Genomic DNA, 13,594 nt, shown 5'->3' with positions numbered 1-13,594 from the left:
TGGACAGTTTTGCCAATAATTCAAAGGGCACAGCATTGCTGTGCCCTTCTGATCTGTTACATTCTGTTTTTAAATTGGCATTACTTAATCAACTGGAAAGAGTTGAAGAATTTTTGCGTATCGCTAACTTCAGGAGTTTCTATACTACCAACCATCATAAAATATATTTTCTGTCCAACCAGAAAAAAGCGACTGTTATAAATCGTGCCATTTTTTTCATCTTTGACTTTAATTTCTTTACCGGGATATTCTTCAAACTGAATATTTTTTTGACTCAATAACTTGCTTTCATTTTGTAACATTCCTTCTAGAAAAGCATCGATTAATTCTCCCGGAGCTACCTGGCTGACATCAATGCTAAAGTCTGCATATCCCACAATAAAAGCATTTTTATCTCCAGTAACACCGTGCATTTTTAAAGATTTAATACCTGAGGAATTAGAATTTTCAGGCTGAGATATCTCTTCTACTTTGCCATTAGGAAAAAGCACAGAAAATTTTCCTTCAGATGAAGAAAATTCTTGCCATGCTGGTGTGGCTGCAATAACGCTTGATGTGGGTAATTGCTGAAGATTGTTTATCGGTTTTGCTTCAACTTTTGGATTGCTCAGTGTTTCTACTAATACTAAAAATACAGCAGCTAAAAATAATTGGTTCAATTTACGGTTTGTTTGTAACATTGGATTGTCTATTGAAATTGACAATTCCATTAAAGCTGCTATTTATGCAGATAATCAGGGAGATATCTCTGAATTTTTGTGATTTTATTGTAAGTTTTTGTAAAAATTAAATAACTAGGTTGGCAAAATTAAAAATAACTGGCTGAGGCTGGAATTATTCATTGGTAAGAGTTTCAAGCTTATTTACGTTTCGTAACATGGTTTGGTTTATTTCCACGAACTTACTTAATGATTCCGGTATGAGTCGATAATTTTATGTGGGTAAATTTCTACTGGATTGTGTAAATTGGCTCAATAATCAAAAGTGCGATCGCCTGTTGATTGCAGTAGTAAAAGTACCTGAGAAAACAATAGGCTTGGGTTAAGCTCATTAGTGATTGATTTGTCACTTATTAAACAAGCCAGATCAATTGGGGGATTCTCCCCCAAACCCCCGATTGGGTGACGGTTGCGTCCCCCAAACCCCCTCCAAAATTATTGTTCGGTTTTTTTGTTGAGTAACTAGTTTTTTGGTTTTGTTAAGTAGTTAAACAAAATTAATTACACAATGTCATTGCGAATGGAGCGGAGCGTAATGAAGCAATCGCAAGGGTTGAGATTGCTTTGCTGCGCTCGCAATGACTGTAATTAATTTTGCGTGGTTACTTATCAATTAATTTTCTTAACCCAAGCGTATTGCCTTAGAACAATTCCCATCCTAAAGTTTGGGCTACCTCGTTAGATATAGTAACGGGGTTGAAAGGTTTAGCAATCACGCCAGCGACACCCATCTGGGCAAAACGACGGCGATCGCTCGGTTGTACTTTTGCTGTTAACAACACTATGGGAATCAGTTGTGTAGCGGGATCGGATTGCAGCTTCTGACAGACATCAAATCCACTCATATCGGGCATAGAAATATCTAGAAGAATGGCATCCCAATGTCCGGTTTTTACTGTCAGTAATGCGTCACTACCCGACTGAGCTGTGCTGACTTTCCATCCTGCCATTTCTTCTAAGGATACTTGGATAATACGACGAATATCAGGTTCGTCATCAACAATTAAAACGCGTTTCGTCATAACTTGTGAGGCAAAATAAAACTCATTACTGAAATTCAGGCAACTCTTAACTGATGCAATTATATGTAATTAATTTTGTTTACTTAATTTTCTCTGATTTAGTGGCAACGTAAAATAAAAAGTGCTACCTTGCCCAACAATGCTTTCTACCCAAATCTGTCCGCTATGTTGTTGGACGATGCTTCTACAGATTGCTAAACCTAATCCTGTTCCACCTTTTTGACGAGAATCGGAGACATCAACTTGTTGAAATCTGCCAAAGATAGTCTCTAATTTATCCGTGGGAATACCTCGTCCTTGGTCTTTAATAGAAAAGAGAACATAAGGGCTAGTCATAGGAAATTTTGTCTGTTTTAAGTTTAATTCCTCAGTTACTAACTCTGCATTGAGCCAAACTGTACTGTTGGCGGGAGAAAATTTAATGGCATTGCTGAGGAGGTTGATGAGAGTTTGCACGATCGCATCGGGTGCAGCCGTAATGGTGACAAATAAGGGGGTGAATTCTAGGTTAATGGCGGCTTGGGTAGCAATCACTTGCACGGTGTCTACAGCTTGCTGCATTAAGGTATTAATTTGGCAAGTCTCCATCATCAACTGAGTTTTGCCAGAGTCCAAACGTTCTAAGTCAAGAATGTCGTTGACTAGACGTACTAAGCGATCGCAGTTATTCAAGGCAATGGTTAGCATTTCTTTGGCACGTTCTGGGCGTTTTGCAAAAATTCCTGTTCCTAGCATTCCCAAAGCGCCATGAATAGCTGTTAAAGGTGTGCGAAGTTCATGACTGACGACGGAGATAAACTCGTCTTTCATTTTGTCGATTTGTTGGCGTTCGCGCAGTGCAGCTTGTTGTTCGCTAATATCCTGAATTTGAGCAACAAAGTACAGAGGCTGGCGATTCTGGTCTCTTACTAAAGAGACACTGATGAGAATCCAAATAATAGACCTGCTTTGATGAATATAGCGTTGTTTGAGTTGATAGATGCGTTGTTTCTCTTTTAATACTTGCGTTGCAGCTGCTAAATTGGTCTCAATGTCATCGGGATGGGTAATCTCTAGGGAATTCAGCCTTAACAGTTCGGCTTCGCTATAGCCTACCATTTCACACAAGGAACGATTGACTTGTAAAAACTGCCCATCAGGGGAAATTAAGGCCATACCAATTGCTGCATCATCAAAGGCACGACGGAATTTTTCTTCACTCTCTCGTAGTGCCGCCTCTACTTGTTTGCGATCGCTAATCTCTTGGACTATCCCATGCCAAGCAATCTCTCCGTTTTCCCTGTTTTCGGAGCGAGAATTGGCCTGAATCCATTTAATCTTGCCCGAAGGTGTAATAATGCGCCATTCATACTTAAACGGTTGCATATTTTCAATACTGGATGCAACTGCCTGTTGATAACCCAAACGATCATCAGGATGCATCTGGTTAATGGTAATGGCAGCATCTTCAAGGGCTGTTGTCACTGAAACTTCATGTATTTCCTCAAATGCTGGACTGAGGTATTCATAACGAACTGGGCCACTGGGGTATTCAACAACGGTATAAATTACTCCCGGTGAAGTGGCTGCTAAAAGCTGAAATCTTTCTTCGCTTTGCTGTAGAGCAGTAATTATCCGCTTAATATCAGTAATATCTGTCACGCGGACAAGATACATAGATTGTCCTGCTACCTGAATCATTTTGATAGCTAAATTGCCCCAAAAGGAATCTCCCTTTTTGGTTAGGTATTCCACTTCTCGACTCCAAAATCCCTGCTGTTCGATTTTGATAGCAATCTCAGCCAGTTCTTCCTCCATGAATTTTTGTTTCTGTAGGATATTGCCTTGAATGCCAATTAATTCAGCTTTACTTTCTACCTCAAACAACTCAACAGCGCGCTGATTGCAATCCAGAATCCGTCTGTTTGGGGGTAGTTCTACCAAAAAAATGGCATCGGCAGATTCATTAAAAATTGCTTCTCGCAATTCTCGGACTTGTATTAGTTCTAGTTCTACCTGTTTGCGTTCTGTGTAATCTTTAAATATAGAGAGAATGTAAGGTTTGCCTGCTAATTCAATCCATTCTGAAGAAATTAAGCCAATTTTAATTTCCCCTGATTTGGTTCGCAATTCCAACTCAAAATTGTATACACGCTGCTCAGTTCGTAATAACTGACACATTTGTGATAATTTTTCCGGTTGTACTGCTATTCCCAGTTCTAAAGGAGTATGACCAATCACCTCTGCACGAGAATAGCCAGTAATTTCTAAAAAGCGATCATTCACCTCGACATAGCAGCCAGTCTCAAAGCTAATAATATGAATAAAATCGGGGCTATTGCGGAAAATTTTGGCAAATTTGTCCTCAGATTCATTCAGAGCAAGTTTAGCGCGTTCAAAGGCTGCTTTTAAATCTTTAGCTGTCTGATTAAAAGATTTAGTTAGTAGCTGGAGTTCTGCGATCGCAATTTTTTCTGATAGGGGTTGCTGCCATTCTCCTTGTGCTAAAGCCTGACTAGCCTCGCTCAACCGGACAATCGGCTTGGTAATCCTGCTTGCCGTAAATATACCAATACAGATAGTAGCAAATAGCGTTAGCCAACAGAAGATCACCGTCTGAGTTTTATTGGCCTCAATTTCTCTCATAAAGTCGGATGCTGGTAACGATGTTACCACCAGCCAATCTAAGCCATAGCGATCGCTGTAAGGAAAGATTTGGACAAAATACCGTTGTCCATCAACCTCTAAACTCATTTGAGTATCTTTTTTTATGTGACGGAAGCTACCAGACTTTTTCAAGATTTGTTGAGCAAGCGATCGCGTTTGCACATCCTGACTCTGCACAGCTGGCAATCTTTGCAGTTGACCTTTTCCCTGGGATAAATCAGGTATTTCTAAAGTAGAAGTCGCTACCAAATCTCCAGAACGCTCCAAAATAAATGCTTTACCTGAAGGTGAGAACTGCAAATTATCTAAAAAAGTACTAATTTCTGACAACAACACATCAGAAAAAAACACTCCTTGGAAGTTACCGCCGCGATCGTAAATTGGAGCCAAGGCCATAATTCCTAAAGAAGGAGTGACTTTATGCAGAAAAATTGGCGACCAAGTTTGTTTTTTAGCAATTTTGGCATGAACATACCAAGGTAGCTGGCGGTTATCAACTTCTAGGGTGTAAACAAGTTTTTTGGGCTGTCCTTTGGAGTCAACTAAATAATGTTTCCGTTTGCCTAAATGAGACTTTTGCAGTTCGCTCAAGAAGACAGTACCAATCGACAAATTTTCTTTTGTCAGCTGTTTTGCTTGTTCTACTATCTCTTGACTTTGAAGCCGCCCGTAACCAATTTGTTCACCCTGTGCATTGACAAAGAAATTACTACCCAGCAATGGAAATAGGGTAATTTGCTGCCACAAGTAGTTACGTAATTGCCCAAAATCTTGAATATTTAGACTTCCTTGCTCTACAGCTTGAGCGTTGATCGCCATTGCTTGCTGCTGAGTTTGCAAATAACTATCGAGGCGATCGCTAATGCGGTGGCTCACTTCATGCATCAGCCGATTCGCTAAATTTTCCACAGCTTGCTCACCGCTGCGATCGGAAAAATAACCCACCAGCCCAACTGCTCCAATTGTTTGCAAAACAAAAGGAATTAATAATACCCACCGCAAAGAAATTTTTGTCAGGGAAGGACGTAGAGGAAACATAGGAGCAGGGGAGCAGCGTTGACCATTCTATGACTTTTCTAGTCTATTGCCTTCATTGCTTACTTTTCCTTAGGGACTTCCAAATAAAAAAATATCCCAGTATTTATTGTGGGGTGGACATCTTGTCCGCCCAGCTTATGTGGCGGGCAAGATGCCCGCCCCACAAGATGGAATAATTTATTTCTTGGAAATCCCTTAATTGCATTCTTCTCCCTCATCTTGTGTCCAGTTCAAGATTTATCATGAAGGCAGCAGCGAACGGACAGCATAGTGCTAAAGGAAGAAACTTGCAACTGAAAAAATATTCCATCCCTGCGGGACGCTACGCGAACGCTATGTCAGCAGAGGAGAAAGAATATGTTCCCCTGAAAGTGGGATAATTTATATTTTCTGGAAAATGTCCAGAGAGTAGGGGAGAATTATCTGAAATAAGTGGGGTATTGTTCTGAATGCCAATCAATCAAGTCAGAAAAGCGGTAATTCCTGCTGCTGGTTTTGGTACTAGATTATTTCCTGCAACTCAAGTTGTCAAAAAAGAACTTTTCCCTATTATTGACCAAGATGGTAGAGCTAAACCTGTAATTTTAGCAATTGTAGAAGAAGCAATTAGTGCGGGTATTACAGAAGTAGGAATTGTTGTCCAACCTGATGATTTAGGAGTTTTTACAGATTTATTTAAAAATCCACCTCCAGAGGAACTTTGGCAAAAACTTTCACCAGCCAATCAAGAATATAGCCAATATCTGCAAGAATTGGGTAAGAAAGTTGTGCTATTAACCCAAACACAACAAGAAGGATATGGTCATGCAGTATTCTGTGCAAAAGATTGGGTAAAAAATGAGCCATTTTTATTAATGTTAGGCGATCATGTTTATAAATCTGACATTGATAAATCTTGTGCGCGTCAAATGGTTGAACTTTATGCCCAAGTGAATCAAAGTGTAGTCAGCTTAACTACAATGCCCTCTGCAATCATTAATAAAGCAGGATGCGTCACAGGAGTGTGGTAAGAGTTCAATTCGCTGTTGCAAATCACTCAACTAGCAGAAAAACCCAGTATTGATTATGCACGCCAACATCTACGAGTAGAAGGTATGGCAGAAGATGAATTTTTATGTGTATTTGGCTTATATATATTGACACCAAACATTTTTGATTACTTGGCACAAAGTATTCAGGAAAATTTGCGCTATCGTGGCGAATTTCAGTTAACAACTTGTTTGGATCAATTATGTCAGGCAGAAGGAATGACAGGTTATGTGATCAAAGGTAAATGTTTTGATACTGGTTTACCAGATACCTATCGCCAGACATTAATTGATTTTCGCTAATATGACAGCAACTCACGCTGAATAAATTGCCTAACCACTTCGCTGAACCCGTTGCTGCAGGGTATGGGAATTGACCGCGCCCTGGCAAACTTTCCTTGGCGTAGCCTCTCCCTTTGGGAGAAGACAAATTTTGAATTGATATTAATTTGTTTTTGAGCCTCGATAAATGCGCTCCCATTGTTCTGGAGAAAGTTCTGTCATGGGAAACCATTCATATTCAGAACTAGGAAGTTGCTTGGGTAATCGAACTGCTCGTTGTTCATTTTTTGGGAAATCTATGTCCCCATTGCTAATTAACGGGGGGCTAATTAAAGTTTCATCTATTTCTGATGGGGGCAGATGATTTGGAAGTAATACATAGGCGTGCTGTTGTGGATTGTATACTAAAACATCTCCTGTCTCAATTTGATATATCCAAGCGTAAATACTCACCATTCGCGTAATCCAAATCGGAAATAATTAATTCCCAAAAAACCATGAAATTCCTACTATATATAGCTTTGGTTTTGGTAATCAGAATAGAAAGCTTACACTTACCCGATTTCCCTCAAAGATTTCAGTAGGAATCTGAATGTATCGGTGCGATCGCACCGTCATCGCACTGTGAACTAACCACGCCTCTAAAGGGTATATGGATAAAAGTTTGATGCGATTAATCCTTTTTTTGTAAGCCTTTTAACCATTTTGATGAATTCTTTATTTTCAGAATCGATTACGCGAACGATGAGTAAATACTAAGTTGTTTTTGGTGTAGTTTAGAGCGAATCACTGGATAAGTCCGGAGATTTTCGATTTGAGTCAGTACATTCTCCGCAATAATTATTTCTAATAATTCTTCGCCTTTATAGTGGCTATAGTTATCTTTTACCAGCCGTCTGGTTGCCTCTGTATACTTGAGCCAGTCATGTACAAGCGGCATTTCTACCCGCAAGCTGTCTAATTTCATTAACCCTTTCATGGCACCACAATGTGAGTGTCCACAGACAATAATTTGTTGAATATCTAATGCTTGAATAGCATATTCAATTGTTGCCCCTTCACCACCATTAGTCGCACCATAGGGTGGAATAATGTTGCCTGCATTGCGGATGACAAATAATTCGCCTAACCCAGCTTGTGTAATTAGGTTGGGGTCGATACGCGAATCGGAACAAGTAATAAAGAGAACTCTGGGCTTTTGACCTTGAGAAAGTTGTTCAAATAGTTCTTCATTGGCGGGGAAATAACTACTTTGAAATTCGCGCAATCCTCTAATCAGTTTTTTCATCTGGCACCTAAATCAATATGGTCATAATTGAAATTTTTCGGATAATTATTTACCCAAAAATGTGAGATAATATCAATCAAAATTATTGGCTAAATTCATTTAGTCATATCTCTGAATACATTGCCTGTGAAACCTATTATTGTATTGCTGAAGTAATGTTACTCAACTACTATCTTTAGTTATACATTTAATTTAACAGCAATCTGCAATTAGGAATAAAGTTAGTATTTTCTCTAACTGCATTAAGTCTTGTTAGTACTCATCCTCACAAGTGAGGCAATACTTGTCGGTTAAGGGGAAAAGGGGCAAGAAAAAACCTTTAATCCTTACCCTTTCACCTTTTCCCCAAACCAAATTAAGAGTTTAAAATCCTTAACCGAGCAGTATTGACAAGTGAGGATCTAAGCAATCAGTATCTCTCGCTACAATATTGTACATCTACAACAATTTATCTATCGCCAATATTATTTTTATTGGTATCAGTAGGAAAAAATAATCACAAGATTTTGATAGTTGCACAAGAATCAGATAGTAGGGAATCAATTCTTTCCTGAAGCTAAAAATAATACATTTGCAGAGGGTTGTATGACAAATGTTAATTACTGGCTATTGACATTAAAACTTTTCACAGTCTTGGGCTGCTCTTTGGTTGCGGGAGTCTTCTTTGCCTTTTCCACTTTTGTGATGAGTGCTTTGGCTCGGCTTCAGCCTAGAGAAGGCATTGTTGCTATGCAATCCATCAATATTACAGCCATCAATCCGTGGTTTATGGTGGCGCTATTTGGAACAGCATTGGCTTGCTTGTTTCTGGCGATCGCATCACTATCAAAGTTACATCAACCTGGTGCAGTCTACTTGCTGCTTGGGAGCCTATTCTATCTCGTAGGTACAATTCTGGTAACAATTGCTTTTAATGTACCCCTCAATGATGCTCTGGCGATCGCCAAACCAGATAGCACTGAGGGCGCAAATCTCTGGGCTAGATATCTTGCTAACTGGACATTCTGGAACCATGTGCGAACAATAGCGGCATTTAGCGCAGCTGCTTTATTGGCGATCGCTCTCTGTAAGCAATAGTTATACCAAATCAAATAATGTTTGCGACACATCAATATATTCTAGAGGGCAAGGCATTGCCCATACGTGTCAACTTAAGCTAAAAGCGATATAGGGCGGGCGTTGTACAAATACCTCGCGCCCTCATCCCCTAACCCCTTCTCCTTGGGGAGAAGGGGAATTAAATCTCTTGCTCCCCTCTCCCGGCGGGAGAGGGGTTGGGGGTGAGGGCGAAAACCTAGCTACAAAGCGGGTTTCACGTTAAGTTGACACCAATGGGCAATGCCATGCCCCTACAATCTGTCGCATTCTTTTTTCAAATTGGTATTAGTTGAAAGATGAGTGCTGAGTGTTGATTAAAAGTCAATACAGTGCAGTTAAGCTCATTAGCGATTGATTTGTCACTTATTAAAGAAGCTAGAAGAATTGGGGGAGAATCCCCCAAACCCCCGATTGGGTGACGGTTGCGTCCCCCAAACCCCCTCCAAAATTATTGTTCTGTTTTTTTGTTGAGTAACTAGTACAACAAGGCAAAAGTCAAAAGTGAGCCAGTGCGGTGGACGGGTTCCCAAGGCACTCCGTTGGGCGGCTTTGCCGACTTGAAGGAAGTGCCGTCGGCATAAAGCAACTGGCGAACTCCGCAGGAGTCAAAAGTCAAAAGAAAGAATACTTATACCACAAGCCTTTTAGCAATTACAGATGGTCTGTTTCTCTTACAAAGTTTGGCGGGACGGAAACCGACACCGCCAACTTTGCGCTATTTACGCCGACTTGTACTAGTTTTTTGGTTTTGTTATCAATTAATTTTCTTAACTGAACTGTATTTGATTAAAAGTAGCATTCTAATTTTCATGCAACGCTTGAGAAATCCAAAATATCAAATCCAAAATCTGGTCAAATTGCTACTTCAAGATTACCAATGACTGCATCCTTATGATCATTAATTAACAGCAGTATGACATGATGCTGAACTTAAGCCAGAAGCGTAGGGGGTAGTTGTAGAAGGATCTGCTGTGAGGATGACTGTACCATTGGGGTTAACATACCAACCTTGGGCTGGGGGTGGTAGTGGGGAGACATGGGTTTTGGCTGTGGCGATCGCATTTGTTGAAGATTCTGCTTGAGTAGAAGTAGACTCAAAACTTGCCAACGTGTTACTGCTGAGGGGTTCGCTGGGGCGGGGTGGTAATCCTCCGCGTCCTGAGATAATAAACTGACTCCGACTCTGGGTCTTTTGTGCTGGACAGGCTTGCGCTACTACTTCTTCGGGTTTAGCAATTTCTGGCGATAAGTCCAAAACTTCTGGATTTTTACTAGTATCAAATGTCAATATCTTTACTTGTCCATCAATGCCGAACTGAGAACTGGCACTAATCTGGCATTCTGGGCACACAAACAGAGCTTGAGCATTAATACTAATATTGCCGCCATTCCCCTGAAAGGCATTGGCAATGATTTTACTACCTTCTAGCAAAGTCACAAAATCAGCAGGGCTGTTGCCAGTAATTGTAATGTTACCTCCATTGCCAGTCCCGCCTGTTTCTGTAGATATTTGACTGCCACCACGCATCACTAGAGAATTTGTCCGCAAGAAAATGTTGCCACCTTCGCCGGATATGGTTGCAGCTGAAATGCCACCTCTAGTATCGATAAAAGTAGAACCAGCATTAATCTTCAGGTCTCCGGCATTACCTGAGCCTTCGTTGCGGGCGGTTACTTGCGCTCCATCCTTGACCACTAATCGACTAGTATTAATCGTCACACCACCAGAAGCACCACTTGGTGCAGGCGGTAGTCTAAACAACTGCCTAGTGATTTCACTTTCTATATTGGCTCCAGAACTGATTTGAGAGGGAATAGAAGTTCCCACAATTGTGCCAGTTACTTCTACAGATTGCGGAGCGTTAATTGTAATGCTTCCGGCTGAACCAGTAGCAACAGTAGAAGCATCAACCCTGCCACCATCCCGCACAAATAGCTTGGGTGTATTGATAGTCAAGTTACCAGCATTGCCACCATTGAAAGTTGAAACTCCCACAATACTAGGCTTCAAAAAGCTGGGTTCTACGCCGATGACTTCTACATAATTAGTTGCATTGATGCTAATATCTCCGCCAGAACCAGTACCAAAGGTTGCAGCACCCACAGTTCCCCCATCAGCAATGGTCAGCTTTCCTGTGGACAGGTTGACATTTCCCGATTTACCTAAACCGAAGGTGGAAGCACTGATAAAACTGATGGCACTGGGATTAAATGGTACAAATCCACTCACTTGTACAGAATCGGAGGCATTGACATCGACATTGCCACCTGCCCTATCTGTAAAGGTAGCAGTGGAAATGCTGGCTCCTCCCCGGACAACTAAATTTTGGGTGGAAATGGCAATGTCTCCTCCTTTACCACCAAGCAAAGTTACAGGTGAAAAGAAGAAAAACTGCCCTTGTCTGATGCTTCCTCCCAATTCGGATGTAATACTACCTCCGCTATCTAACAAAATAGAGCCAGCGTTCACCTTCACAAATCCGGAATTTCCTGAGCCATCATTTCTGGCTGTGACTGTAGCACCATCTGTAATCCGCAACTGACCTGTATTAATTGTCACATTTCCAGAAGCTCCACTGGGTATGGGAGGTAAGCCCAACAGCTGTTGCAAGCTGGGATCGACTAAATTGGCAGCGGAGCCAATCAGACTGGGATTGACTGATCCTAATACTGTACCTTTTACTTCCACGAACTCAGGGGCGTTAATGGTAACATCACCAGCTGCACCACTGGCAGAGGTTAAAGTACCAACTCTCCCCCCATCTTGAACTGTTAATTTGGATGTATTAAGTGTCAAGTTACCGCTATCTCCGGCATTAAATGCAGTCACCAATAAAGCGCTGGGTGCAAAAAAGTTGGGTTCCACACCCATAATTTCTACAACATCAGCGGCATTAACATTCAAATTTCCGCCTTTACCGCTACCAAAAGAAGCAGAAGCGATCGTTCCTCCTCCTGTGGCGCTGACACTTCTAGTTGATACGGTGTTATTGCCAGAGTTTCCTGGGCCAAAAGTTGCAGCAACAATAGAACTAGTAACGCTAGGATTAACAATACTTGCGCCATTCACTTGTAACGAATCCAAGGCATTGATATTGATGTTACCGCCTGTGGCTGGAGTGAAGGTTTTCGCAACGATGCTGGCTCCACCTTCCACAACTAAATTTCTAGTGGAAACAGCAACATCTCCCCCACCACCAAGTCCCACTGTTTCGTTTGTGAGACTGCTGCGAATATTTCCGTCTGTACTGACACCACTGACTTTGACAGACTCGGAAGTATTCACTTGGATGTTGCCATTTGGTTGAAACCCTTGATTTTGAATCAAAACTAGTGAACCATCGCGTACTACAAGGTTGCGCCCTTGCACTTGGATAAAACCATTACTACCACTAGCATCTGCTAAGGCTTTTTGAGATAGCTCAATATCGCTGAAACTAGGTACTCTCTGATAATTGAAAGTCCAACCGCCAACAATTGGATTCAGGTTAACCAGACCTCCAGCCACGCTACCTAATTCTATTCGTCCACTTTCTGCAGTGAGAGTACCCCCATCTAAGCTGAGATTGCCACCAATCAAAGCTAGAGTCTGCCCTGGTTGTACCCGCAAACCTGTTAAACTATTGCTTCTGGTTACAGGTGAGAAGATGGGATTGCTCACCGTGAAATTATGACCTGTACCTTGTACGCGAATTGCTGCGGGATTCTGCCCAAATTGCAAGCCAACGGGAACGCTGATTGTCAGTAAAGGAGAATTTTGAGTATTGGTAGCACTAAATTCTGTACCATCGGCAAATATGAGGCTACTAGCCGTAGTTCCTAAAAAAGAGCCACCTATGTTTAGTTGAGCATTAGCACCAAAATTAATCCCACTCGGATTAATTAAAATCAAATTTGCGCCATAGTTTTCTCTGATTAATCCATCAATATTAGAAATTGATCCACCTGTAACTCGAGTAATAATATTGACGATATTACTTGTATTAGGACTTTGCTTAAAAAAAGCTTCACTACCATTAAAAATAGAAAATTCTCTTAAGCTGTGAAATAGGTTATTACCAGCTTGTGTGCCTCCGGTAATTTCAAAAACATTATTAATTTGATTGACATTGCTTGGTGTCGGCAGCGTTCCATCTGAGGAAATTTGTGCCTGAGCGATATTATTTGTTAATATACAGCAAACAACTGTACTGCTAGTAAGTAAAATCTTTTGAGCAATCTGTCTCATTTGGAAAAATATAATTAACAGATTAAGTTTATTGAAACTTACTTAAGTGCTCTTTTTATGTGAACTTTAAGTAAATTTTCAGGACACTTGGCACTAAACACCCGCGATCGCATTTGGCAAGTCATGGAACTGAGCCGATTTTTGACGGATTTAACCGTTTAAATTAGTATAACTGAAAATTTACGTGAAATTACTGACTATTTTATTTTTCTTAGAAGTTGCAGAGGAGCAGAGATAGCTAGTAA

The 13,594-nt window shown here is 40.8% G+C and carries 6 protein-coding genes and 4 pseudogenes; 3 read left to right on the top strand and 7 right to left on the bottom strand.

The window, feature by feature from the left end; translation table 11 throughout:
* Positions 1 to 80: 80 nt before the first annotated feature.
* The 4 genes and pseudogenes from HGR01_RS24905 to HGR01_RS41960 all read right to left on the bottom strand — a co-directional run.
* On the bottom strand, positions 81 to 680 hold the full coding sequence (locus HGR01_RS24905; RefSeq protein ID WP_168161026.1) for a hypothetical protein: 600 nt from the start codon (positions 678 to 680) through the stop codon (positions 81 to 83).
* A 680-nt stretch (positions 681 to 1,360) separates the two neighbouring features.
* Positions 1,361 to 1,741 carry a response regulator gene (locus HGR01_RS24900; RefSeq protein ID WP_045873160.1) on the bottom strand — a complete coding sequence of 127 codons (381 nt, stop codon included), beginning with the start codon at positions 1,739 to 1,741 and terminating at the stop codon, positions 1,361 to 1,363.
* Between the two features lie 69 nt (positions 1,742 to 1,810).
* A pseudogene (locus HGR01_RS41965) lies at positions 1,811 to 3,328 on the bottom strand (PAS domain S-box protein); the annotation flags it as partial.
* Positions 3,329 to 3,364: 36 nt separating this feature from the next.
* Positions 3,365 to 5,425 (bottom strand): annotated as a pseudogene (locus HGR01_RS41960) (PAS domain S-box protein); the annotation flags it as partial.
* Positions 5,426 to 5,667: 242 nt separating this feature from the next.
* Here HGR01_RS41960 and HGR01_RS24890 point away from each other — a divergent pair.
* Both HGR01_RS24890 and HGR01_RS24885 read left to right on the top strand, forming a co-directional pair.
* Positions 5,668 to 5,805, top strand: coding sequence for a hypothetical protein (locus tag HGR01_RS24890; protein ID WP_155539528.1), 138 nt, complete (start codon positions 5,668 to 5,670; stop codon positions 5,803 to 5,805).
* Positions 5,806 to 5,874: 69 nt separating this feature from the next.
* Positions 5,875 to 6,756: pseudogene (locus HGR01_RS24885) on the top strand (sugar phosphate nucleotidyltransferase).
* 141 nt (positions 6,757 to 6,897) lie between these two features.
* Here the strand turns inward: HGR01_RS24885 and HGR01_RS24880 are convergent.
* Positions 6,898 to 7,191, bottom strand: a complete 294-nt coding sequence (locus HGR01_RS24880) for a hypothetical protein (protein ID WP_045873158.1) — start codon at positions 7,189 to 7,191, stop codon at positions 6,898 to 6,900.
* A 289-nt stretch (positions 7,192 to 7,480) separates the two neighbouring features.
* A pseudogene (locus tag HGR01_RS24875) lies at positions 7,481 to 8,023 on the bottom strand (carbonic anhydrase); the annotation flags it as partial.
* A 585-nt stretch (positions 8,024 to 8,608) separates the two neighbouring features.
* On the opposite strand from HGR01_RS24875, the gene HGR01_RS24870 reads away from it, so the two are divergent.
* On the top strand, positions 8,609 to 9,100 hold the full coding sequence (locus HGR01_RS24870) for a DUF1772 domain-containing protein (protein WP_096621775.1): 492 nt from the start codon (positions 8,609 to 8,611) through the stop codon (positions 9,098 to 9,100).
* A 919-nt stretch (positions 9,101 to 10,019) separates the two neighbouring features.
* Here the strand turns inward: HGR01_RS24870 and HGR01_RS24865 are convergent.
* Positions 10,020 to 13,349: a filamentous hemagglutinin N-terminal domain-containing protein gene (locus HGR01_RS24865; protein ID WP_052335346.1), complete on the bottom strand. Its 3,330-nt coding sequence runs from the start codon at positions 13,347 to 13,349 to the stop codon at positions 10,020 to 10,022.
* Between the last annotated feature and the right edge of the window lie 245 nt (positions 13,350 to 13,594).

Origin of the sequence: Tolypothrix sp. PCC 7712 (genome assembly GCF_025860405.1) — a bacterium.
GTDB lineage: Bacteria > Cyanobacteriota > Cyanobacteriia > Cyanobacteriales > Nostocaceae > Aulosira > Aulosira diplosiphon.
This window is presented reverse-complemented; position numbering and strand designations above follow the sequence as displayed.